Origin of the sequence: Streptomyces sp. NPDC001822, assembly GCF_042892135.1 — a bacterium.
In the GTDB taxonomy this organism is placed as follows: domain Bacteria; phylum Actinomycetota; class Actinomycetes; order Streptomycetales; family Streptomycetaceae; genus Streptomyces.
The window spans coordinates 354,332-375,623 of sequence record NZ_JBIATW010000001.1 but is presented as its reverse complement, the minus strand read 5'-3'; the positions used below and the strand labels follow the sequence as shown (position 1 = coordinate 375,623).

Annotated in this window: 21 protein-coding genes and 1 pseudogene; 11 read left to right on the top strand and 11 right to left on the bottom strand. The window is 72.1% G+C overall.

Annotated features, from left to right (window positions below):
• Positions 1–125: 125 nt before the first annotated feature.
• A complete protein-coding gene (locus ACFYY2_RS01725) occupies positions 126–1,571 on the bottom strand; it encodes a dihydrolipoyl dehydrogenase family protein (protein WP_388735570.1) in 1,446 nt (481 codons plus the stop codon).
• Positions 1,572–1,686: 115 nt separating this feature from the next.
• Here ACFYY2_RS01725 and trxA point away from each other — a divergent pair, with 115 nt between their 5' ends.
• Positions 1,687–2,070, top strand: coding sequence for a thioredoxin (trxA, locus tag ACFYY2_RS01720; RefSeq protein ID WP_388735568.1), 384 nt, complete (start codon positions 1,687–1,689; stop codon positions 2,068–2,070).
• Positions 2,071–2,142: 72 nt separating this feature from the next.
• On the opposite strand, the gene ACFYY2_RS01715 is transcribed toward trxA, so the two are convergent.
• Together ACFYY2_RS01715 and ACFYY2_RS01710 are read right to left on the bottom strand one after the other, a co-directional pair.
• Positions 2,143–2,439 carry a hypothetical protein gene (locus ACFYY2_RS01715; RefSeq protein WP_388735565.1) on the bottom strand — a complete coding sequence of 99 codons (297 nt, stop codon included), beginning with the start codon at positions 2,437–2,439 and terminating at the stop codon, positions 2,143–2,145.
• A 153-nt stretch (positions 2,440–2,592) separates the two neighbouring features.
• Positions 2,593–3,729: a glycosyl hydrolase family 18 protein gene (locus ACFYY2_RS01710; protein WP_388735563.1), complete on the bottom strand. Its 1,137-nt coding sequence runs from the start codon at positions 3,727–3,729 to the stop codon at positions 2,593–2,595.
• An 89-nt stretch (positions 3,730–3,818) separates the two neighbouring features.
• On the opposite strand from ACFYY2_RS01710, the pseudogene ACFYY2_RS01705 reads away from it, so the two are divergent.
• Positions 3,819–4,049 (top strand): annotated as a pseudogene (locus ACFYY2_RS01705) (type II toxin-antitoxin system PemK/MazF family toxin); the annotation flags it as partial.
• Here ACFYY2_RS01705 and ACFYY2_RS01700 read toward each other — a convergent pair.
• A complete protein-coding gene (locus ACFYY2_RS01700) occupies positions 4,034–4,870 on the bottom strand; it encodes a TIGR02452 family protein (RefSeq protein ID WP_388735560.1) in 837 nt (278 codons plus the stop codon). The pseudogene ACFYY2_RS01705 and the gene ACFYY2_RS01700 sit on opposite strands and share 16 nt — an antisense overlap.
• Positions 4,871–5,015: 145 nt before the next feature.
• On the opposite strand from ACFYY2_RS01700, the gene egtA reads away from it, so the two are divergent.
• The 4 genes from egtA to egtD are packed head-to-tail and all read left to right on the top strand — an operon-like array spanning position 5,016 to position 9,365.
• The gene (gene egtA, locus ACFYY2_RS01695) at positions 5,016–6,314 is read left to right on the top strand and encodes an ergothioneine biosynthesis glutamate--cysteine ligase EgtA (RefSeq protein ID WP_388735557.1); all 1,299 of its coding nucleotides are present in this window, start codon (positions 5,016–5,018) and stop codon (positions 6,312–6,314) included.
• Positions 6,311–7,651 carry an ergothioneine biosynthesis protein EgtB gene (gene egtB / locus ACFYY2_RS01690; RefSeq protein ID WP_388735555.1) on the top strand — a complete coding sequence of 447 codons (1,341 nt, stop codon included), beginning with the start codon at positions 6,311–6,313 and terminating at the stop codon, positions 7,649–7,651. The genes egtA and egtB overlap by 4 nt, the downstream gene beginning before the upstream one ends.
• Positions 7,651–8,406, top strand: coding sequence for an ergothioneine biosynthesis protein EgtC (gene egtC, locus ACFYY2_RS01685; protein ID WP_388735552.1), 756 nt, complete (start codon positions 7,651–7,653; stop codon positions 8,404–8,406). The genes egtB and egtC overlap by 1 nt, the downstream gene beginning before the upstream one ends.
• Positions 8,403–9,365, top strand: coding sequence for an L-histidine N(alpha)-methyltransferase (egtD, locus tag ACFYY2_RS01680; RefSeq protein WP_388735550.1), 963 nt, complete (start codon positions 8,403–8,405; stop codon positions 9,363–9,365). The genes egtC and egtD overlap by 4 nt, the downstream gene beginning before the upstream one ends.
• On the opposite strand, the gene ACFYY2_RS01675 is transcribed toward egtD, so the two are convergent.
• The 3 genes from ACFYY2_RS01675 to ACFYY2_RS01665 form a co-directional block, all read right to left on the bottom strand.
• Positions 9,308–10,147, bottom strand: a complete 840-nt coding sequence (locus ACFYY2_RS01675; protein WP_388735547.1) for a lysophospholipid acyltransferase family protein — start codon at positions 10,145–10,147, stop codon at positions 9,308–9,310. The two genes, egtD and ACFYY2_RS01675, sit on opposite strands and share 58 nt — an antisense overlap.
• Positions 10,144–10,989 (bottom strand): GNAT family N-acetyltransferase, encoded by an 846-nt coding sequence (locus ACFYY2_RS01670; protein ID WP_388735545.1) that lies wholly within the window; start codon positions 10,987–10,989, stop codon positions 10,144–10,146. The genes ACFYY2_RS01675 and ACFYY2_RS01670 overlap by 4 nt, the downstream gene beginning before the upstream one ends.
• A gap of 170 nt (positions 10,990–11,159) precedes the next feature.
• Positions 11,160–12,413, bottom strand: a complete 1,254-nt coding sequence (locus ACFYY2_RS01665) for an extracellular solute-binding protein (RefSeq protein ID WP_388735542.1) — start codon at positions 12,411–12,413, stop codon at positions 11,160–11,162.
• Between the two features lie 204 nt (positions 12,414–12,617).
• On the opposite strand from ACFYY2_RS01665, the gene ACFYY2_RS01660 reads away from it, so the two are divergent.
• On the top strand, positions 12,618–12,833 hold the full coding sequence (locus tag ACFYY2_RS01660) for a dodecin (protein ID WP_388735540.1): 216 nt from the start codon (positions 12,618–12,620) through the stop codon (positions 12,831–12,833).
• Positions 12,834–13,006: 173 nt separating this feature from the next.
• A complete protein-coding gene (locus ACFYY2_RS01655) occupies positions 13,007–13,576 on the top strand; it encodes a type 1 glutamine amidotransferase domain-containing protein (RefSeq protein ID WP_388735538.1) in 570 nt (189 codons plus the stop codon).
• Between the two features lies 1 nt (position 13,577).
• On the opposite strand, the gene ACFYY2_RS01650 is transcribed toward ACFYY2_RS01655, so the two are convergent.
• Complete coding sequence (locus ACFYY2_RS01650) at positions 13,578–13,856, bottom strand: plasmid stabilization protein (protein WP_388736803.1); 279 nt, start codon at positions 13,854–13,856, stop codon at positions 13,578–13,580.
• Positions 13,857–13,970: 114 nt separating this feature from the next.
• Here ACFYY2_RS01650 and ACFYY2_RS01645 point away from each other — a divergent pair, with 114 nt between their 5' ends.
• A complete protein-coding gene (locus ACFYY2_RS01645; protein ID WP_388735535.1) occupies positions 13,971–14,162 on the top strand; it encodes a DUF6381 family protein in 192 nt (63 codons plus the stop codon).
• Positions 14,163–14,369: 207 nt separating this feature from the next.
• Complete coding sequence (locus ACFYY2_RS01640) at positions 14,370–16,826, top strand: ABC transporter (RefSeq protein ID WP_388735533.1); 2,457 nt, start codon at positions 14,370–14,372, stop codon at positions 16,824–16,826.
• A gap of 32 nt (positions 16,827–16,858) precedes the next feature.
• Here ACFYY2_RS01640 and ACFYY2_RS01635 read toward each other — a convergent pair whose 3' ends face one another.
• Genes ACFYY2_RS01635 through ACFYY2_RS01625 form a run of 3 tightly spaced genes read right to left on the bottom strand, consistent with a single transcriptional unit; the run spans position 16,859 to position 20,260 of the window.
• Positions 16,859–17,605: a succinate dehydrogenase/fumarate reductase iron-sulfur subunit gene (locus ACFYY2_RS01635; RefSeq protein WP_329042300.1), complete on the bottom strand. Its 747-nt coding sequence runs from the start codon at positions 17,603–17,605 to the stop codon at positions 16,859–16,861.
• Positions 17,602–19,551 carry a fumarate reductase/succinate dehydrogenase flavoprotein subunit gene (locus tag ACFYY2_RS01630; RefSeq protein ID WP_388735530.1) on the bottom strand — a complete coding sequence of 650 codons (1,950 nt, stop codon included), beginning with the start codon at positions 19,549–19,551 and terminating at the stop codon, positions 17,602–17,604. The genes ACFYY2_RS01635 and ACFYY2_RS01630 overlap by 4 nt, the downstream gene beginning before the upstream one ends.
• Position 19,552: 1 nt before the next feature.
• Entirely contained in the window at positions 19,553–20,260 is a 708-nt protein-coding gene (locus ACFYY2_RS01625; RefSeq protein WP_388735528.1) for a succinate dehydrogenase, read from the bottom strand.
• A gap of 96 nt (positions 20,261–20,356) precedes the next feature.
• Between ACFYY2_RS01625 and ACFYY2_RS01620 the strand changes: the two genes are divergently transcribed.
• Complete coding sequence (locus ACFYY2_RS01620; protein ID WP_388736800.1) at positions 20,357–21,289, top strand: LysR family transcriptional regulator; 933 nt, start codon at positions 20,357–20,359, stop codon at positions 21,287–21,289.
• The last annotated feature ends 3 nt before the right edge of the window (positions 21,290–21,292 follow it).

Below are 21,292 nucleotides of genomic sequence, written 5' to 3'. Positions count from 1 at the left end.
GGGGCCCCGCCGCACCGGCCCGCAGCGCATCGGCGGCCCACCGGGTACGACGACGCCGGGGACGCACGGGTTCCGCGCCCGCCGCAGGGCGTGCGGCCCCCTCCGTCGTCCGTCCCCGGGGACGGTCAACCGCGGAAGGTCTCCAGCAGCCTGAGCCAGACCTCGCTGATCGTCGGGTAGGCGGGTACCGCGTGCCACAGGCGGTCGATGGGGACCTCGCCCGCGACGGCGACCGTCGCGGAGTGGAGCAGTTCACCGATGCCGGGTCCCACGAAGGTCACACCCAGCAGGATCTCGCGGTCCAGGTCGATGACCATCCTGGCCCGGCCCGTGTAGCCCTTGGCGTACAGACCCGATCCGGCGACGGAGGCCAGGTCGTAGTCGACGGCGCGGACCCGGCGGCCCGCCGCCTCGGCCTCGGCGAGGGTGAGCCCGACCGACGCCGCCTCCGGGTCGGTGAACACGACCTGGGGCACGGCCGAGTGATCGGCCGTGGCCGCGTGCGCGCCCCAGCGGTCCGTCTCCAGCAGCGGTGTCTCCTGCGCGCGGGCCGCGATCGCGGCACCTGCGATGCGTGCCTGGTACTTGCCCTGATGGGTGAGCAGGGAGCGGTGGTTGACGTCGCCGACCGCGTACAGCCAGTCGCTGCCCTCCACCCGGCAGCTGTCGTCGACGCTCAGCCAGGAACCGGGCTCGATCCCCACCGTGCCGGTGCCCAGGTCGTCGGTGCGAGGGGCGCGGCCGGTGGCGAAGAGGATCTCGTCGGTTTCCAGCCGCTCCCCGTCGTCGAGCGCGACGGTGACGGGACCGTCGTGGCCCGACCGCCGTACCTCGGTTGCCGACACCCCCGTCATGATCCGGACACCGGCCTCGGCGAGGGAGGCGGCGACCAGTTCACCCGCGAAGGGTTCCATCCTCGGCAGCAGCCGCTCGCCGCGGACCAGCATGGTGACCTGGGCGCCGAGTCCCTGCCAGACGGTGGCCATCTCCACGCCGACCACTCCCCCGCCCACGACGACAAGCCGGCCGGGCACCTCCTTCGCACTGGTCGCCTCGCGGCTGGTCCACGGCCGGACGTCCTCGATGCCGGGGAGATCGGGGACCACGGCCCGGCTGCCGGTGCAGACGGCCACCGCGTGCCGCGCGGTCAGGTGCCGCACCGACCCGTCGGGGGCGGTGACGGAGACCCGCCGGGCACCGGTCAGCCTGCCCGTGCCCCGGTAGACGTCCGCGCCGACGGACTCCAGCCATGCCAGCTGGCCGTCGTCGTTCCAGTGCGCGGCGGTCTCGTCGCGGTGGGCGAGGACTGCGTCCGCGTCGAGCGGGCCCTGCACCGCTCCGCTCAGGCCCGGCACCCGGCGTGCGTCGGCGCGTGCCACGATCGGCCGCAGCAGGGACTTGCTGGGCATACAGGCCCAGTACGAGCACTCGCCGCCGATCAGCTCGGACTCGATCACAGCGGTACTGAGTCCGGCGGCCCGGGTGCGGTCCGCGACGTTCTCCCCGACGGGGCCCGCCCCGATGACCACGACGTCGTATTCGGTGCTCTTCGCAACATCATCATCAGTCATGGGAACAGTGTGGTGGCGGGTGTGCGGCGGAGCCACACGGGCAGGCGGAATAGCTCAAGCGACATCACCGTTGAGCCCGACAGGTCCGAACGGTCCCAGGAAGAGGTAACAGAGTATGAGCACCGTAGAGCTCACCAAGGAAAACTTCGATCAGGTCGTGAGCGACAACGAATTCCTGCTGATCGACTTCTGGGCTTCCTGGTGTGGTCCGTGTCGGCAGTTCGCGCCGGTCTACGACTCGGCTTCCGAGCGCCACCCCGACCTGGTCTTCGCCAAGGTCGACACGGAGGCACAGCAGGAGCTGGCGGCGGCTTTCGAGATCCGTTCCATCCCCACGCTGATGATCGTCCGCGACAACGTCGCGGTCTTCTCCCAGCCCGGTGCGCTTCCGGAGGCGGCCCTGGAGGACGTCATCGGACAGGCGCGCAACCTGGACATGGACGAGGTGCGCAAGTCCGTGGAGGAGCAGAAGCAGGCACAGCAGCAGGAGCGGCAGTAGTCCCTGAGCCCGTGCGGCAGACGTGAGGAAGGCCCGGCCGGACGGCCGGGCCTTTGTCATACGGAACAGCCTTCAGCCCGTCCCGCGGTCCCCGCCCGTGCCTCCGGTGCCCGGTGCCCGCTCCGCGATCCTGGCCGTGAGCCCGTAGTCGAGTTCGGAACCGTCGACCAGCAGGGCGGCGACGGTGTGCGTGGCCGGGTTGATGTCCGCGGCCATGCCCTCTCCCTCGTAGCGGGGGTATCCGGACGCCCCGGTGTCCCCCGTGGCGTCGACCACCGCCGAGCGGATCGCGGCACCCGGCTCCGGCGCGGGGGCGGATCCCTGTGGTTCCGCGAACAGCAGGATCTCGTAGCTCTGCGGATGGCTCATGGGCATGACGCTAGGCATCCGGGCCGGGTCCCGCAATCGTGAACGGCGCCAAGGCCGCCGTCGCGCCCCGTCCGTCGGACTCGCGTGCGAACGCTCCGGCGGCAGGCAGCGGCACTGCCCGCGGCCGGCCGGGGCACCGCCCTGGAACGCGCGTCAGCGCCCGGCGAGTACAGGCCAGATTCCCGGATCCTCGAAGTTCAGCGCCCACAGCGCCGTGTTGGTGACGCCGTGCTTGCGCAGCACGGGCAGGTGGGTGGCGACCCCCCGTGCGTCCTGGTACCAGACCTCGCGGGCTTCGTCGCCGTCGTCGTAGGTGAAGTACGGCGTACCCGAGACCGCGTCGAAGCGGTACGGGGCGCCCCGTTCGGCGCGCAGCGCTTCGGCCTGCTTCCACGTGACGTGTTTCGTGGGTGCCGTACCGGTGCCGTCGGCGGGCCAGTCCCAGCCGTAGGCGGGCAGGCCCATCTCCAGCCGGCCGGCCGGGACGACGGCCGTGGCACGGGTCAGGATGTCGTCGTACCAGCGGGTATCGGCGAGCGGGCCCGGGTCGCCGCCGGACCAGTGCAGGTTGTAGCCCATGATGCGGATCCGGTCGGCGACACGCCCGAGTGCGGCGTAGTCCCAGATGCGTCCGGTCGTCGCGGTCCGGGGGAAGACCGTGATCACGCACTCCTTGGCGAGCCTGTGGAGGCGGCCGCAGAGGTCCGTCGCCAGAGCGGTGAACCCGTCGCGCACCGAGGCGTAGGTGGCGTCGCCCGTCGTGGCGATGGACTCGTAGTCGAGGTCGAGGCCGTCGTAGTCGCGGGTGGCGAGGGTGCGCATGAGCGCGTCGGCGTGCTCGGTGCGCCGGGCGGGGCTGGTGAGGATCGCCGCCAGGTCGCCGGACTTCATCGTCTCCATGACCGTCGGGACGACCTTGATCCCGGCCCGGTGCAGTCCGTCGATGACCCGCCGCTCACCGGCGCCCGGGTGGGAGTCGATCCGGTTCGCGGAGATCGCCTGGTACCAGAAGGGACTGACGGTGTGCAGCTGGTCGGCGTGGAGCAGGGCGTCCTGGTAGGCACCTTCCTGGTCCCAGTAGGGAAGCCATCCCGACACCGTACGGGGTGAGGGTTCGGCGGATCCGCCGGCCGTCCCTGAGGCTTTACCGGAGGTCGAGGTCGAGGTCGAGGCCGCGGAGGGCGGCGGCGCTGACACGGCGACAGGAACCGTCTGCAGCAGGGCCACCGCCAGGAGCCCGGTCGCGGTCACGGCGCGGGCCAGATGCGGGAGGACGGAAGAGGTGATCATGGGACCGAGCCTGCTGCCCTGTTCGCGGCCCCGCTCCGCGGACTGGGCCGTACAGGTTCTACGGTGTGGCGATGACGTTCCAGCAGGCGGGGGGCACGCTCCTCGCCGTGCAGTTGTCGAGCAAGCAGCACGAACGGGACCACGAATGGGTCGCGCTGGGCGCCGGCCCCTGGGACAGCTCCGGCCGGCCGTCCTGGGTGGATCTGGACCGCGTGCTGCGGGTGCACGAGGACGGGATGCGGCGCGAGGCGTGCGCTCTGGACCGGGACAGGTTCGACCTGGTCGCGGGGCGGCTGCGGGAACGCTACGGCTGGAGCTGACCCGCGAAGACCCGGGTGAAGGCGGCCCGGGTCGCGGAAGCCGGGTCCCGGTCCGGGATCCCGAAGACGATCTGCTCGAAGTGGCCGGCGAAGCGTCCTCCGTCGGCGAGCAGCGAGTGGAAGGCTCCGGCCACCTCGCCGGGATCGTTCATGAAGACACCGCAGCCCCAGGCGCCCAGCACCAGCCGGCGGTAGCCACGCGTGACGGCGACCTCGAACACCCGTTCGGCGCGGCGCGCCAGCGCGGCGGGTATCCCGGCGGCCAGCTCCGGTTCCCGGCGGCGGATGACTCCGGCGTTGGGTGCGGGCGAGGTGAGGAAACCGGCGGTGTACGGCGTGTCGAGGAGCCTCCCGCGGTCGTCGCGGAAGACGGGCACCCCGGGCGAGTGGATGACCCGGTCGGTGTAGAAGGCGCTGCGTTCCGCCCGGTGGTGCGCGTAGTACTCCGGGGCCCGGAGCAGGGTGGCGTGGAGCGCGGAGCCGCGGCACAGGGACTCCTCCTGGGCCTGTGCGCCGTTCAGGTAGCCGCCGCCCGGGTTGCGCGCGGAGGCGTAGTTCAGCACGGCGACCCTGCCCGGGGACCCGCCCGTCAGCCGGCGGGCGGCCTGCAGGCTCGTCTCCCCCGTCACCTCGAAGACCGGGACGCGGTCGGTGTCCACCACGGCCACGGGCACGGGCTCCGGGCCGTGCAGCCGCGTGCCGGACAGGGCCGCCGCGAGGGCACGCTCGATGGACACCTCGCGGCCCTCGGACGTGCGATAGCGCCCGGCCAGGACGATGTTCTCGGTCTCGCGCGCGATGCCGCGCAGTCGTGCGCTCATGGGCGCGCCCCCGTGTGGTGCATACGGGGCATGCTGGTCGCGGTGGCGGCATGGAGGCAAGCGGTTTTCACGGCGCGGGGGCACCCTTGTGCGAACCCCCGGTAAGGGTTTGGGTGGAAGGAAGCACCCTCAGAGGAGGCCCAGCATGCCCCCGGACACTCTCGGCAAGCACGGTCCGCCCGTCGACGCGACGCCCCTCGGCGAGGAGGAGGCGGAGGATCTGCTCCGCGGCATATGCTTCAAGACGGGACCGCCCCGGACGGTCGGTGTGGAGTTGGAATGGCTCATCCACGACCGTGAGCACCCCGAGGCAGCCGTTTCACCCGAGCGCCTCCGCGCCGCCGCCGACGCTGCGCGCGCCACGCCGCTGGACGCGGCTCTGACCTTCGAACCGGGTGGCCAGCTGGAGCTCAGCTCCCAGCCCGCCGGCTCCCTCATGGACTGTGTCGTCACCACGGCGGCGGACCTCGCCTCCGTACGCGGCACCCTGGACCGCGCCGGACTGGTCCTGTCCGGTCTCGGGGTCGACCCGTGGCACCCTCCCCGGCGTCTGCTCCAGGAACCCCGCTATGCGGCCATGGAAGCGGCCCTCGACCGGTCGGGGCCGTCCGGCAGGGCGATGATGTGCACCTCCGCGTCCGTCCAGGTCTGCCTGGACGCCGGCGAGGAGGAGCCGGGCCCTCTCGGCTACGGGCGGCGCTGGCAGCTCGCGCACCTGCTGGGTGCCGTGCTGGTGGCGGCCTTCGCCAATTCGCCCTTCCGGGAGGGCCGGCGCAGCGGCTGGCGCTCGACGCGGCAGGCCCTGTGGGCGGATCTCGACCCGGACAGGTCGCTGGCACCGCGGAGCCGCCTCGGGCCGCGCCACGCCTGGACCGCGCACGCGCTCGACACGCCCGTGATGTGCATCCGGGAGGACGGCGCCCCGTGGGGCGTACCGGTCGGGCTGACGTTCCGGGAGTGGATCCGGGGCGGCGGCCCCCGGCCCCCGGTCCGGGCCGACCTCGACTACCACCTCACGACCCTGTTCCCGCCGGTGCGCCCGCGTGGGCACCTGGAGCTCCGCATGATCGACGCCCAGTCCGGCACCGACGGATGGCTCGTGCCGCTGGCCGTCACCACCGCGCTGTTCGACGACCCGGAGGCGGCGGAGACCGTGTACCGGACCGTGAAGCCGCTGGCCGAGACGGCGGGCCCCGCTGCGGCGCCCCGCAATCCGCTCTGGACCGCAGCGGCCCGCGACGGCCTGAGCGACCCGGAACTCGCCGCGGCCGCAGCAGCGTGCTTCGCGACGGCGCTGGAGGCGCTGCCGCGGATGGGCGCCGACGCCCACGTCATCGACACGGTGGCGGCCTTCGACGACCGCTACACGGCCCGCGGCCGCTGTCCGGCCGACGATCTGGCCGACCCCTCACACGCACCTCACGGAAAGGGCCTGGTCCGATGACCGACACCCCCGCTCCGTCCACCGGCCGGGAGCACGACGCGGAGATACTGCGCGAGCGCGCCCTGGCAGCCCTTCTCACGGCCCGCGAGCGCACCGCCCTGCTCACCGACAGCGTCGACGACGACGAGCTGACCGCACAGCACTCCCCGCTGATGTCACCGCTGGTCTGGGACCTGGCCCACATCGGCAACCAGGAGGAGCTGTGGCTGCTGCGGGCCGTGGGAGGCCGGGAGGCCCTGCGCCCGGAGATCGACGGTCTGTACGACGCCTTCGAGCACTCCCGCGCCAGCCGCCCTTCGCTGCCCCTCCTCGCACCCGCCGAGGCCCGGACCTACGCCGCCGACGTGCGCGGCCGGGCCCTGGACATCCTCGGCGGTGCGCCGCTGCACGGCGGGGGCCGCCCCCTCGAACAGGCCGGCTTCGCCTTCGGCATGGTCGCCCAGCACGAACAGCAACACGACGAGACGATGCTGATCACCCATCAGCTGCGTACGGGGCCCGCGGTGCTCGGCGCGCCGGAGCCCCCGGCCCCCACCGACGCGGTCTCCCTGCCGCCCGAGGTCCTCGTCCCGGGAGGCCCGTTCACCATGGGCACCTCGACCGAGCCGTGGGCCCTGGACAACGAGAGGCCCGCCCACCGGCGCGAGGTGGCGGCGTTCCACATCGACACCGCCCCGGTCACCTGCGGCGCCTATCAGCGGTTCATCGAGGACGGCGGCTACACGGACGCCCGCTGGTGGGCTCCCGAGGGCTGGGACATGGTCCGCGAACACGACCTGGGAGCGCCCCTGTTCTGGCACCGTGACGCGGGCCAGTGGCTGCGCAGGCGCTTCGGGGTCACCGAGCCGGTGCCCGCGGACGAGCCGGTGCTCCATGTCAGCTGGTACGAGGCGGACGCCTACGCCCGCTGGGCCGGCAGGCGGCTGCCGACCGAGCCGGAGTGGGAGAAGGCCGCCCGTCACGACCCCGCCTCGGGCCGTTCGCTGCGCTACCCCTGGGGCGACGACGACCCGACCGCCGAGCGTGCCAACCTGGGCCAGCGCCACCTGCGGCCCGCCCCTGCGGGAGCGTACCCGGCCGGCCGGTCCCCGGCGGGTGCCGGCCAGCTGATCGGTGACGTGTGGGAGTGGACGTCGAGCGACTTCCTGCCCTACCCCGGCTTCGTGGCGTTCCCGTACCGCGAGTACTCCGAGGTGTTCTTCGGCCCCGGGCACAAGGTGCTGCGCGGGGGCTCGTTCGCCGTGGACCCGGTCGCCGTCCGTGGCACGTTCCGCAACTGGGACCTTCCCGTGCGACGTCAGATCTTCTCCGGTTTCCGGACCGCGAGGGATGTCTGATGTGCCGCCATATCGCTTACCTGGGACCCTCGGTGCTTCTGGGCGAGGTACTCGTCGCGCCCTCGCACGGGCTGGTGCGCCAGTCGTGGGAGCCTCGGCGCCAGCGGTCCGGGACGGTGAACGCCGACGGCTTCGGAGTCGGCTGGTACGCGGAGGAGGACCCCGTCCCCGGCCGCTACCGGCGCGCCGGGCCCGTCTGGGGCGACGAGACGTTCGCCGATCTCGCCCGCGTGGTGCGCAGCACCGCGCTGCTCGCCGCCGTGCGTGACGCGACGTTCGCCGGCGCCGACGGCGAGGCGGCCGCTGCGCCCTTCGCCGAGGGCCGCCTGCTGTTCAGCCACAACGGCGCCGTCCTGGGGTGGCCCGGCTCACTGGCGCCGCTGGCCGCCGCCCTGCCGCCCGAGCGGCTGCTGTCGCTGGCCGCGCGGAGCGACTCGGCACTGCTCTGGGCACTGGTGCTGCACCGGACGTCCCAGGGTGACGAGATAGGGCGGGCGGTCGCCGACACCGTTCTCGATGTCGCGGCCGCCGCCCCCGGCTCACGCCTCAATCTGCTGGTCACCGACGGTTCCACCGTCGTGGGGACCGCGTGGGGCGACTCACTCTGGTATCTGCACGACCCTGGCCACCGCACGGTGGTGGCCTCCGAGCCGTACGACGACGATCCCCACTGGCGTGAGGTTCCGGACCGCACACTGCTGGCCGCGACCCGTACCGACGTCCTCACGACCCCGCTCAAGGAGCCCTCTGCGTGAGTCCCTTCCTGCTGACCCGCACCCTGCCGGCGGACGCGACGGACGCGGCGCTGCGCGCCGACGTGCGCAGTGGTCTGACCGCGCACCCGAAGACGCTGCCCCCCAAGTGGTTCTACGACGCGCACGGCAGCGACCTGTTCGAGGAGATCACCCGGCTGGCCGAGTACTACCCGACGCGTTGTGAACGCGAGATCCTGATCGCCCGCGCCGGAGAGATCGCCGCCGCCTCCGGGGCCCGCACACTGGTCGAACTGGGCTCGGGCTCGTCGGAGAAGACCAGGCACCTCCTGGACGCACTGCCCGGACTCCACACCTACGTACCGGTCGACGTGAGCGAGAGCGCCCTCGCCGGCGCGGCCGAGGCGCTGCTGGCCGAGCGCCCCGGCCTCTCCGTGCACGCGCTCGTCGCCGACTTCACCCATGCCATCGACCTGCCCGACACCCCCGGTCCCCGGCTGGTGGTGTTCCTGGGGGGAACGCTCGGCAATCTGCTGCCCGGCGAGCGCGCCGTGTTCCTGCGCTCCGTGCGGGAGCGGCTGGCACCGGGTGACGGCCTGCTGCTCGGCACGGACCTGGTCAAGGACGAGGCGACCCTGGTGACGGCCTACGACGACGCGGCCGGGGTGACGGCCGCGTTCAACAAGAACGTCCTGACGGTGGTCAACCGCGAGCTCGGTGCGGACTTCCCGCCCGACGACTTCACCCATGTCGCCCTGTGGAACGCGGAACGCGAGTGGATCGAGATGCGGCTGCGTGCGCGCAGGGCGCTGACGGTGAAGATCCGGGACCTGGACCTGGTGGTGCAGTTCGAGGAGGGCGAGGAACTGCGCACGGAGGTCTCGGCGAAGTTCCGCGAGGAGGGGGTCCGCGCCGAGCTGGCGGCCGCCGGCATGCGGCTGGATCAGTGGTGGACGGACGAGGGCGGCAGGTTCGCGCTCTCGTTGGCGACCGCGGACTGAGCCCTGCGCGCCAGTGCCCGCCGGTCGGGCTCGCCGACCGCGGAGACCTGCGGCAGGACGTGGATCTCGGCGGTGAGCCCGGCGGCGGACACCACCCGCCACAGGGAGGCGGCGAGCGGGTCGTCCCCGACGAACGCGACGGCCCCCGCCGCGTCCGACCGCGGGGTCCGGTAGCCGATCCGGACGGGACGGACGACGGCGCCCGCGTCGAGCGCCGCCTGGAAGGCCGCGGGCCGGAACCGGCCTCCGGCGCCGCGGCCGCACCAGGTGCTGCCCTGCGGGAACACCGCCACCCGCGATCCGGCGCCCAGGGCTCCGGCGAGCGTGCGCACGGTGTCGGGCAGGGCGCGCAGCCGGTCCCGCTCGATGAACAGCGTGCCGGCGAGCGCGGCGACCGCCCCCAGGACCGGCCAGGACCGTATCTCGCTCTTGGCCAGCATCCGTGCGGGGAGCACGGCGGCGAGCAGCGGGACGTCCAGCCAGGACACGTGGTTGGCGACCACGAGCTCCCCGGCCGAAGGCCGCGCGGAAGGAACAGCAGCCCCGGTGACGCGCAGGCGTACGCCGAAGGCCCGCACCACCGCGCGCGCCCACCCGCGGATCAGCCGGTCGCGGTGCGCCTGGCGCAGGAGTAGTGCGGCGGGTGCGCAGAGCGCGCCGAGGAGGGTGACGGCGCAACCGGCGGCCAGCAGGGCGGCGGCGGCGAGGGGCGGCCGTACGGCGTCCTCGTGATACGCGCAGTCCCCCGGGGTGCAGGGCGCGACGGGCAGCCAGGCGCTCATCGCAGCGGGGCCAGTGAGAGGAAGTGGCGCAGGTAGCGGGGGTCGGTGCGGCGCATGGAGAGCAGGACGTACAGGTCCGCGACGCCGAAGTCGGGGTCGTGCGCGGGTGCGCCGCAGACCCAGGCGCCGAGGCGGAGGTAGCCGCGCAGCAGCGGCGGGAGTGCCGCCCGCCCGGCGGGCCCGCCACCGGGGTGGCCGGAGGTGTCCCAGAGGCGGTGGGGCGTGACCCAGTAGTCCTCGGGCGCCAGGTTGTGGGTCCGCACCGTGTCCCAGCTCCTGGCGGCGAGCGCGCCACCGTCCGCGAGGGGGACGGAGCAGCAGCCCGCCAGCCAGTTGTGGCCGGTGCGCTCCATGTAGCGGGCGAGTCCGGCCCAGATGAGGGCGATGACGGCACCGTCCCGGTGGGCGGGGTGGACGCAGGACCTGCCCACCTCGACGAGGTCGTCACGGATCGGCCGGAGCCTTCCGAGGTCGAACTCGCCCTCCGCGTAGAGGCCGCCGGCCCGCCGGGCTCCCTCGGGGGGCAGCAGCCGGTAGGTGGCGACGACGTCCCCCGTGGCGTTCTCCCGCACGAGCAGGTGGTCGCAGTGCGCGTCGAAGGCGTCGGCGTCCAGGCCGGGTTCGGGACTGTCGAGGCGGGCGCCGAGCTCCCCGGCGAACACCAGGTGGCGCAGGCGCTGTGCGGCCCGTACGTCCTCCGGGCCGGCGGCCAGACCGACGCTGTATCCGGAGGAGGTGCCGGTGGGGGCGGCCCGCCGGGGAGCGGGGACGACGGCGGGAGGGGCGGACAGGGGTGCGGCGTCGGGGAGGGTCGCGGGCGTGGAGAGGGGCAGCACGGTCATGGCGGTCTCCGGGGACGGATCGGCGAGGGCGGTTGCCGGGCCCTGGCGGGTGGTGCGACGGCCCGGCCCCCTACTTCTTCCGCGACCGGCTGGATTCGACGTGACCGCTGCGGGGATCCGGGATGTGCGACGGCTGAATCCCCGGGTCGCCCTCCGCACAGGCCCTGCGGTCAGCCGCTGATCAGTTGGGAGGTGATGCGGTCCGACGCCCTCTTGGCCTCTTCGGCCGGGTCGCCGCCCTGCAGCACCGCCGTCATGTACGGCTTGATCGGATTGTCCGCCTCCACTGCCGCCCAGTAGGGCGAATTGGGTGTGGCACGGCCCTGGGTGGCGCCCTCGGCCATGGCGGAGGTCCCCTCCTGTCCGGCGACGGCCCGGGCGAGCGAGGCCTTGTTGGGCACGTAGCTCATGGCGCGGGCGAGCTCCGTCTGCCACTTCTCGCCGGCGAGCGCCTTGACGACCTCGATGCCCTCGCCCCGCTGGTCGGCGCCGTCCGGAACGATGAGGTCGGAGCCTCCCGTGAAGACGGCACCCGGCTTCTCGGCGGTCTTCCCGGGGATCGGGAAATAGCCGAGCTTGCCCTTGAGGTCCGGGTTCCGCTGTTCGATGAGGGCGGCGCTGCCGGGCACGGAGACGATCTGTGCCACGTCCCCCTCCGCGAACACGTCGGTTTCCGGGGGCGTCTGTTCGTCGGCGTCCTTCGGCCCGTCACCGTAGGCCTGGAGCCGCTTGTAGAAGTCCATGCCCCGCAGGGCGGCGGGCGAGTCGAGGGCGCCCTGCCAGTCACCGCCGCCGTCGTCGGCCAGCTCTCCGCCCTCGTCCCAGATGAAGCCGGCGAGGACGTACCAGTTCTGTCCCGCGAGGTAGACGCCCTGCTCGGTCGCGGTGTCCAGCTTCTCGCTGACGTCCAGCCACTCCTCACGGGTCTCGGGAAGGTCCGTTATCCCCGCCTGCGCGAAGAGTTCCTTGTTGTAGATCACGACACGGTTCGCCGCGTACCAGGGGATTCCGTACTGTCCACCGCCGACCTTGCCCGGCTCGGCGAGTCCCGGCAGCCAGTCCTCGCCCCCCAGGTCACGCATCGACTCCAGGGTGAGGTCGCGCAGCTCGCCGGTCTCCGCGTACTGCGCGACCTGCGTGTTGCCGACCTCGATGACGTCGGGAGCGTCGTCGCCGTCGAGCGCCTTCAGGACTTTGGGGCCGATGCCGCCCCACTCCTGGAGCACGAACTCCAGTTCGACAGACGGGTGCTGCGCTTCGTAGGAGTCCTTGAAGCCGTCGAGGAACTCCTCGGAGGCGCTGCCCTTCATCAGCCACACGGTCACCTTGCTGCCACCGGCGTCCGAGCCGGGGAGGTGACCGCAGCCACTCAGCGCCACGGAGGATACGAGCGCGACGGCTCCGGCCAGCTTGCGGATCTTCACGGTGGTCACCTTCTGCGAGACGGCACGACAGCTCGACAGGACCCGGATGGGGGGACTGCGGGCGGCGCTCGCACGGGTGTGTGGGTCGGAGTTTGGTATGTACCAATGGCCCGGTCAAGCCCCGGCCGAGGGCGAGCCGGGATGCGGACACCTCGCGCGCGGACACGGAGTGAGGCACCGTGGAGGCAGGAAAGGAGACAATTGATGTCCAATCACACCTACCGGGTCACCGAGATCGTAGGAACCTCCGAGGAGGGCCTGGACGCGGCGATCCGTAACGGCGTCGCACGCGCCTCCGAAACTTTGCACAATCTCGACTGGTTCGAGATGACGCAGGTACGCGGACACATCGAGAACGGCCGTATCGCCCACTACCAGGTGGGCCTCAAGGTCGGCTTCCGGCTCGACGGCGACAGCTGAGGAACGGCCCCGGCCCGGCCGTCCCGGATCGCCGGCGGCCCGCACGGACTCGGCGTCGCCCACCGCCCGCACCCGAAGGCCCCCTTTCGCCGGGGGTCTTCACGTGCGGGCGGTGGGACGCGGGGCCGGGGCAGACGCAGGAGCCACCGGGAAGGACGACGGAAGGAGAGAGGATGACGGACCAGGACCTCGACGGGCGCCGCGTGCTGGCTATCGTGGCCAACTACGGCGTCGAGCAGGACGAACTCGTCCTGCCTGTGAGGCGGTTGCGGGAAGCGGGGGCGACCGTGGACGTCGCCGCGGTCTCCACGGACCCCATCCGGACGCTCGTGGGGGACAAGGATCCGGGAGAGACCGTCCGCCCCTCGTTCACCCTGGCCGACGCGGACCCGGCCGGCTACGACCTGCTGCTCGTGCCCGGCGGAACCCTCAACGCCGACACGCTCAGACTGCAGGACGCCACCACGGAGATCGTCCGGTCGTTCACCACGACCGGCCGGCCCGTGGCGGCCATCTGCCACGGACCCTGGGCGCTCGTCGAATCGGACGTGCTCAAGGGCAAGACCCTCACGTCGTACGCCTCGCTCCGGACGGACATCCGCAACGCGGGCGGCAGTTGGGTCGACGAACCCGTCGTCCGGGACGAGACCGGCGGCTGGGTCCTCATCACCTCGCGCGATCCGGACGATCTGCACGACTTCCTCGACGTGATCGGCAGGGAACTCGCTGCGGTCGACTCCTGACTCAGCGTCCGAGGGCCTTGCGCAGCTGCTCCTTGTTCATGGAGGAGCGGCCCTCGACCCCCCGCTTCCTGGCCTCCTCGTACAGCTGGTCCCTGGTGGGCCCCTGTGCTCCGCTGTGCGAGCGCTGCCCCCCGCGCTCGGAGGCCGACTTGGGGTCCCGGAGGGACGCCCGGCTCGCGGTGCGGGACTCACCGGAGCGGGCCCGCTCCTTGTTGACGGTACGGGCCGCGATCTCCTCGGCCCGTTCGGTGGAGGCGCCTCGCTTCTCCGAACGGGGCAGCGGTGCGGGCCATTCCCCGCGCGCCGGTCGCGGAACGTGGCCGTTCGAGATGCATACGGGGGCGGGCGCTGCTTCTCTGATGCTGTCCGCTCCCCCACAGATCCAGGAGTGATCATGAGCAGTGCAGGAGAGTCCGGTGGCCGCGTCCGGCAGCTGCGGGCCAAGGCGCAGGAGCTCAACGAAGCCGCGGACCGTGCCACCGATCCGGAACAGCGGCAGCGGCTCCAGGACAAGGCCCGCCGCCTGCGGGAGCAGAGCGAGCAGGAGAGCGCCATGACCGACCGCGGGATGGACCCGATGGTGTAGCGGGGGCATCCGCTCACCGCGGTGTTTCCCCTCGGCGCCGGGCGCGGGGCCAACGCTCCGCGCCCGGCGCCGGCCCGGGCCCCGGTTCGGCGGGCCCGCGCGCAGGCGTCCGCGCGCGGGCACGGGCGTGCGGGCGGGTACGCGCGTGCGAAAGGATCACGGCCGGAGCCGTACCCCGGCTGTCGAGCGAACGGAGCCGTGCCGCCGATGTCCACCCCCCATGACCCGTACGTCCGCGTGCGCGGCGCGCGCGAGCACAACCTCCGTGACGTGGACGTCGACATCCCGCGGGACACGCTGGTGGTCTTCACGGGCGTGTCGGGCTCGGGGAAGTCCTCCTTGGCGTTCGGGACGATCTACGCGGAGGCACAGCGCCGCTACTTCGAGTCGGTCGCCCCGTACGCGCGTCGGCTGATCCACCAGGTCGGGGCTCCGGACGTCGGCGAGATCACCGGGCTGCCGCCGGCGGTGTCCCTGGAACAGCGCCGGTCCGCGCCGGGCTCGCGTTCCTCGGTGGGTACGGTCACCACGCTCTCCAACTCGCTGCGCATGCTGTTCTCGCGCGCGGGCGACTATCCGCGGGGAGCCGGACGGCTGGACTCCGACGCCTTCTCCCCGAACACCGCCGCCGGAGCGTGCCCCGAATGCCACGGGCTGGGAAGGATCCACCGGACCACTGAACAACTCCTCGTTCCCGATCCTTCGTTGTCCATCCGGGAAGGGGCAGTCGCCGCCTGGCCGGGTGCCTGGCAGGGCAAGAACCTGCGCGATGTACTGGACGCCCTCGGACACGACATCGACCGGCCGTGGCGGGAGCTGGAGCCGGACGCCCGCGAATGGATCCTCTTCACCGACGAGCAGCCTGTGGTGACGGTCCATCCGGTACGCGACGCGGACCGGATCCAACGCCCTTACCAGGGCACCTACATGAGCGCCCGGCGCTATGTGATGCACACGTTCGCGGACTCGAGGAGCCGCACCCTGCGTGCGAGGGCCGAGCGCTTCCTGACGAGCACGCGCTGCCCCGTGTGCGAGGGCGGCCGGCTGCGCCCCGAGGCCCTGGCGGTGACGTTCGCGGGCCGGACCATCGCGGACCTCTTCGCCCTCCCCCTCACCGCCCTCACCGAGGTGCTGCTCGCCGAGGGCGGGGCCAACGACACGGCCCGGCTGCTGACCGCCGACCTGCTGGCCCGGATCGGGCCCGTCACGGAACTCGGCCTCGGCTACCTCAGCCTCGACCGCACGGCACCCACCCTGTCCTCGGGCGAGTTGCAGCGGCTGCGGCTCGCCACACAGCTCCGTTCGGGCCTCTTCGGCGTCGTCTACGTCCTGGACGAGCCGTCGGCGGGCCTCCATCCCGCCGATACGGAGGCGCTGCTCGGCGTACTCGGCCGGCTCAGGGAGGCGGGGAACTCGGTGTTCGTGGTGGAGCACCAGATGGACGTGGTGCGCCAGGCCGACTGGCTGGTGGACGTGGGCCCGCAGGCCGGCGAGCACGGTGGCCGGGTGCTGCACAGCGGCCCCCCGGCGGACCTCGCCGGGATCGCCGAGTCCGCGACGCGGCGGTTCCTCTTCGGCGAGGACCCCGCGCCGGTACGGGAGCCGCGTACTCCGTCCGGAAGCATCACCCTGCGCGGGGTGGACCTCAACAACGTGCGCGACGTCGACGCCGTGTTCCCGCTCGGCGTCCTGACCGCGGTCACCGGGGTCTCCGGGTCGGGCAAGTCGACGCTCGTGGGGCAGGTCCTGGCGGGCGTGCTCGCCGACCGGCGGCCCGCGGAGGCGGCGGAGCGGACCGAAGCCTCCGGGACGCCCGCCGGGGCACAGGGGTGCGCGTCGGCTGAGGGCCTGGACGCGGTGGACCGGCTCGTCCAGGTCGACCAGAAGCCCATCGGCCGCACGCCCAGGTCCAACCTCGCCACGTACACCGGGCTCTTCGACGTCGTCCGCAGACTCTTCGCGGGTACGGAGACGGCCAGGTCCCGGGGCTACCGGGCGGGCAGGTTCTCCTTCAACGTGGCCGGAGGCCGGTGCGAGACCTGCCAGGGCGAGGGGTTCGTCTCCGTCGAGCTGCTGTTCCTGCCGAGCACCTACGCCCCCTGCCCGGACTGTCACGGCGCGCGCTACAACCCGCGGACGCTGGAGGTCACCCTGCACGGTCTGACCATCGCCGGGGTGCTCGACCTGACGGTGGAGGCGGCTGCGGGATTCCTCGCCGGCACTCCGGCGGCCGAGCGCAGCCTGCGGGCGTTGCTCGACGTGGGACTCGGCTATCTGCGGCTCGGTCAGCCGGCGACGGAGCTTTCGGGCGGTGAGGCCCAGCGCATCAAGCTCGCCTCAGAGCTGCAGCGCGCCCGGCGGGGGCACACGCTCTACCTGCTGGACGAGCCGACGACCGGGCTGCATCCCGCCGATGTGGAGGTGCTGATGCGGCAGTTGCACGGTCTGGTGGACTCCGGGAACAGCGTGGTCGTCGTGGAGCACGACATGACGGTGGTGGCCGGCGCGGACCATGTGATCGATCTGGGGCCCGGGGGCGGGGACCGGGGCGGCAGGATCGTCGCCACCGGCACCCCGCGGGAGGTCGCCCGTGCCGCGGGGAGCCGTACCGCCGCGTACCTGGCGAGGGCTCTGCGGACGGACGGGCTCCCCGCGGGGGCGTGAGGTGCCGGATCCCGTCGGGACCGTGCGGCGGATCAGCGGCGGACCTTGCGAGTGGCCCGCAGCCACTCCTTGTTCATCGCGGTGATCGACGGCAGCGGGATGCCCTTGGGGCAGGCCGTGGCGCATTCACCGGTGAGGGTGCAGCCGCCGAAACCCTCGTCGTCCATGGTGGCCACCATGTCGAGGACCCGCGTCTCGCGTTCGGGTGCGCCCTGCGGGAGGACGTTGAGGTGGTTGATCTTCGCCGAGGTGAAGAGCATCGCCGAGCCGTTCGGGCACGCGGCCACGCAGGCGCCGCACCCGATGCACTCTGCGTGCTCGAAGGCGGAGTCGGCGTCCGGCTTGGGCACCGGGGTGGCGTGCGCGTCCGGCGCCGTGCCGGTGGGCGCGGAGATGTAACCGCCGGCCTGGATGATCCGGTCGAAGGAGGACCGGTCGACGACCAGGTCCTTGACGACGGGGAAGGCCGAGGCCCGCCACGGCTCGATGTCGATCGTGTCGCCGTCGTCGAAGGACCGCATGTGGAGCTGACAGGTGGTGGTCCGCTCCGGGCCGTGGGCGTCGCCGTTGATGACGAGGCTGCACGCGCCGCAGATTCCCTCGCGGCAGTCGTGGTCGAAGGCGACGGGATCGTCCCCGCCGAGGATGAGCTCCTCGTTGAGGGTGTCGAGCATCTCCAGGAAGGACATGTCCTGGGAGATGCCGTCGACTTCGTAGGTGGCCATGGCGCCGGGCGCCTCGGCGTTCTGCTGGCGCCAGACGCGCAGGGTGAGCTTCATGCGTAGCTCCGCTGGGTGGGGTGGACGTACTCGAAGACGAGGTCTTCCTTGTGCAGGACGGGGGCGTCGCCGGTGGCGCTGAACTCCCAGGCCGCGGCGTAGGAGAACTCCTCGTCGCGGCGGGCGGCCTCCCCGTCCGGGGTCTGTGACTCCTCGCGGAAGTGGCCGCCGCAGGACTCGGCGCGGTGCAGCGCGTCGAGGCACATCAGCTCGGCGAGCTCCAGGTAGTCCACGACGCGGTTGGCCTTCTCCAGCGACTGGTTGAACTGCTCGCCGCTGCCGGGCACCTTGATGCGGCGCCAGAACTCCTCGCGGATCTCCGGGATGCGGTCGAGCGCCTTGCGGAGCCCTGCCTCGGTCCGGGCCATCCCGCAGAACTCCCACATGAGTTCACCGATCTCGCGGTGGAAGGAGTCCGGGGTGCGGTCCCCGTCGACGGCGAGGAGCAGGTTGAGCCGGTCCTCGGTCTCGGCGACGGCCTCGGCGACCGCGGGGTGACCGGGGTCGATCTCCTCGGCGTGGGGGTTGCGGGCCAGGTAGTCGTTGATGGTGGACGGCAGGACGAAGTAGCCGTCCGCGAGTCCCTGCATCAGCGCCGAGGCTCCGAGCCGGTTGGCTCCGTGGTCGGAGAAGTTGGCCTCGCCGATCGCGAAGAGGCCGGGAACCGTGGTCTGGAGGTCGTAGTCGACCCAGAGCCCGCCCATCGTGTAGTGGACGGCCGGATAGATCCGCATGGGCGTCTCGTACGGGTTCTCCGCGGTGATGCGGGCGTACATGTCGAAGAGGTTGCCGTACTTCTCCTCGACCGCCTTCCGGCCCATCCGTGCGATGGCTTCGGCGAAGTCGAGGTACACGCCCTGGCCGCCGGGTCCGACGCCCCGTCCCTCGTCGCAGACGTTCTTGGCGGCGCGCGAGGCGATGTCGCGGGGCACGAGGTTGCCGAAGGCCGGGTAGACGCGCTCCAGGTAGTAGTCGCGCTCGTCCTCGGGGATCTCGTTCGCGGGGCGGTCGTCGCCCTTGGCCTTGGGGACCCAGATGCGTCCGTCGTTGCGCAGGGACTCGCTCATGAGGGTCAGCTTCGACTGGTGGTCGCCGGTGCGCGGGATGCACGTGGGGTGGATCTGAGTGAAGCAGGGGTTGGCGAAGTAGGCACCGCGGCGGTGGGCCCGCCAGATGGCCGTGGCGTTGGAGTTCATGGCGTTCGTCGACAGGTAGAAGACGTTGCCGTAGCCGCCGCTGGCCAGGACGACCGCGTCGGCGAAGTAGGTGTCGATCTTCCCGGTGACGAGGTCGCGGGCCACGATGCCGCGCGCCTTGCCGTCGACGACGATCAGGTCGAGCATCTCCGTACGCGCGTGCAGCTCGACGTTGCCGGCCGCGATCTGCCGGGAGAGCGCCTGGTAGGCGCCGAGGAGGAGCTGCTGACCGGTCTGTCCGCGGGCGTAGAAGGTGCGGGAGACCTGGACTCCGCCGAAGGAGCGGTTGTCGAGGAGGCCGCCGTACTCACGGGCGAAGGGGACGCCCTGGGCGACGCACTGGTCGATGATCTCCACGGAGATCTCGGCCAGGCGGTGGACGTTGGACTCGCGGGCCCGGAAGTCGCCGCCCTTGACCGTGTCGTAGAAGAGCCGGTGCACCGAGTCGCCGTCGTTGCGGTAGTTCTTTGCCGCGTTGATACCGCCCTGCGCGGCGACGGAGTGGGCACGCCTCGGCGAGTCCTGGAAGCAGAACTGGACGACGTGGTAGCCCTGTTCGGCGAGCGTCGCGCCCGCCGAGCCGCCTGCCAGGCCCGTGCCCACGACGATGACGGTGTGCTTGCGGCGGTTGGCCGGGTTCACGAGCTTCGCCTCGAAGCGGCGGGTGTCCCAGCGGTCGGCGACCGGTCCGCCGGGCGCCTTGGCGTCGACGACGGGCTCACCGGTCGTGTAGTTCGTGTAGTCGCTCATGTCAGCTCACCACTCCGGTCATCACGGCGACGGGCACGGAGACGAAACCGGCCGTCAGCACCACTGCGAGGGCATTGGCGAGGGTCTTCAGGACGCGGTCCCTGGCCGCGCTGCCCACTCCGAGGGTCTGCGCCGCACTCCAGAATCCGTGCTGGACGTGCAGGCCGAGGGCGAGCACGGCGACGATGTAGACGACGTTGCCCCACCACGTCGAGAAGGTGTCGAGCACGTTCTGGTACGGGTGGCCCGACTGGAATCCGCCGGAGTGCACGGTGCCGGTCGTGAGGTCGAGGATGTGCCAGACGATGAAGAGCGCGAGGATGACGCCGCCGTAGCGCATGGTGCGCGTGGCGTAGCTCGCACGCGCCTTCCTGTGCACGTAGGCGGTCGGGCGGGCCCGGAGGTCGCGGCGGCTCAGCTGGTACGCGGAGACGGCGTGCAGGACGACGGCCGCGACGAGCACGACGCGGATGATCCACAGCGCCCACTCGTAGTGCAGGAAGGGCTCGCCGATGGTCCTGAGCCAGTGCGCGTAGTGGTTGAACTCGTCGGATCCGAAGAAGATCTTCAGGTTGCCCAGCATGTGGACGACCAGGTAGCCGAGCATGACCAGGCCGCTCACAGCCATGATCGTCTTCTTGCCGACGGACGAGTCCCAGAGCGTACGCGTCATGGACGGCCGTCGGTCCGCCCGCGTTGCCAATGCCATGGACTTGACGCTAGATCCGAAGGACACCATCAGTCCAAGACATGAAACGAGTCATATCCATAGGCATCCCCTATGGCATCGCCTATGGTCGTCCTCATGCACTTCCAGCAGCTCACCTATTTCGTCGCGGTGGCCGAGGCCAGGCACTTCACCCGGGCCGCCGAGGACGTGCACGTGTCGCAGCCCTCGCTCTCGCAGCAGATCAAGGCCCTGGAGAACGAACTGGGCGCCGAACTCTTCAGCCGGGCCCGCGGGAACATCGCGCTGACCGACGCGGGCGAGGCCCTGCTGCCGCTGGCCCGCAGGATTCTCGCGGACGCGGACACCGCACGGCACGAGGTGCAGGAGCTCGTGCAGCTGCGCCGGGGCCGGATCAGGCTCGGCGCCACACCGAGTGTCTGCACGGGCCTGCTGCCGGACGTGCTCCGCGCCTTCCACGACGCACACCCGGGAATCCGGCTGCTGATCGAGGAGGGGGGCTCCCACGACCTGGTGCGGCAACTGGCCCGCGGCGCCCTGGACCTCGCCCTGCTCGTCCTGCCGCTGCCCGCCGGATCACCGGCGCTGACCACGGTGGAGCTGCTGCACGAGGACCTCGTGGTGGTGTCGTCGGCCTCCCGCCCGGCACCGGGGCGCAGGGGCTCGGTGACCGTCGCCGACCTAGAGAACGAACCACTGGTGATGTTCCGGCACGGCTACGACCTCCGCGAGCTGACCGTCGCCGCCTGCCGCGCCGAGGGCTTCGAGCCGACGTTCACCGTCGAGGGCGGTGAGATGGACGCGGTCCTGGGGTTCGTGCGGGCCGGTCTCGGCATCGCGGTGGTGCCCCGCATGGTCGCCGTCCGGGCGGGCCAGGACCTGCGTACGACACCACTCGCCACCCCGTCGCTGCGGCGCACCATCGCCCTCGCGCACCGCAGCGACGTCGAACCGCCCCGTGCGGCGCGCGAGTTGCAGCGGATGCTGCTGGGATCGGAGCCTCCCGTCGCACCGACGGCCGCCGGCGGGCCGGGCCCGGCCGGCGGCTGAGGC

Bases quoted from the DNA above. Each gene is read 5' to 3' on its own strand.
- ACFYY2_RS01700 (WP_388735560.1), bottom strand. From the start codon at position 4,870: ATGAGCGCACGACTGCGCGGCATCGCGCGCGAGACCGAGAACATCGTC.
- ACFYY2_RS01655 (WP_388735538.1), top strand. From the start codon at position 13,007: ATGACGGACCAGGACCTCGACGGGCGCCGCGTGCTGGCTATCGTGGCC.
- ACFYY2_RS01645 (WP_388735535.1), top strand. From the start codon at position 13,971: ATGAGCAGTGCAGGAGAGTCCGGTGGCCGCGTCCGGCAGCTGCGGGCC.
- ACFYY2_RS01635 (WP_329042300.1), bottom strand. From the start codon at position 17,605: ATGAAGCTCACCCTGCGCGTCTGGCGCCAGCAGAACGCCGAGGCGCCC.
- ACFYY2_RS01725 (WP_388735570.1), bottom strand. From the start codon at position 1,571: ATGACTGATGATGATGTTGCGAAGAGCACCGAATACGACGTCGTGGTC.
- ACFYY2_RS01670 (WP_388735545.1), bottom strand. From the start codon at position 10,989: ATGACCGTGCTGCCCCTCTCCACGCCCGCGACCCTCCCCGACGCCGCA.
- trxA (WP_388735568.1), top strand. From the start codon at position 1,687: ATGAGCACCGTAGAGCTCACCAAGGAAAACTTCGATCAGGTCGTGAGC.
- egtA (WP_388735557.1), top strand. From the start codon at position 5,016: ATGCCCCCGGACACTCTCGGCAAGCACGGTCCGCCCGTCGACGCGACG.
- ACFYY2_RS01625 (WP_388735528.1), bottom strand. From the start codon at position 20,260: ATGGCATTGGCAACGCGGGCGGACCGACGGCCGTCCATGACGCGTACG.
- ACFYY2_RS01675 (WP_388735547.1), bottom strand. From the start codon at position 10,147: ATGAGCGCCTGGCTGCCCGTCGCGCCCTGCACCCCGGGGGACTGCGCG.
- ACFYY2_RS01710 (WP_388735563.1), bottom strand. From the start codon at position 3,729: ATGATCACCTCTTCCGTCCTCCCGCATCTGGCCCGCGCCGTGACCGCG.
- egtB (WP_388735555.1), top strand. From the start codon at position 6,311: ATGACCGACACCCCCGCTCCGTCCACCGGCCGGGAGCACGACGCGGAG.
- ACFYY2_RS01640 (WP_388735533.1), top strand. From the start codon at position 14,370: ATGTCCACCCCCCATGACCCGTACGTCCGCGTGCGCGGCGCGCGCGAG.
- ACFYY2_RS01620 (WP_388736800.1), top strand. From the start codon at position 20,357: ATGCACTTCCAGCAGCTCACCTATTTCGTCGCGGTGGCCGAGGCCAGG.
- ACFYY2_RS01660 (WP_388735540.1), top strand. From the start codon at position 12,618: ATGTCCAATCACACCTACCGGGTCACCGAGATCGTAGGAACCTCCGAG.
- ACFYY2_RS01630 (WP_388735530.1), bottom strand. From the start codon at position 19,551: ATGAGCGACTACACGAACTACACGACCGGTGAGCCCGTCGTCGACGCC.
- ACFYY2_RS01715 (WP_388735565.1), bottom strand. From the start codon at position 2,439: ATGAGCCATCCGCAGAGCTACGAGATCCTGCTGTTCGCGGAACCACAG.
- egtC (WP_388735552.1), top strand. From the start codon at position 7,651: ATGTGCCGCCATATCGCTTACCTGGGACCCTCGGTGCTTCTGGGCGAG.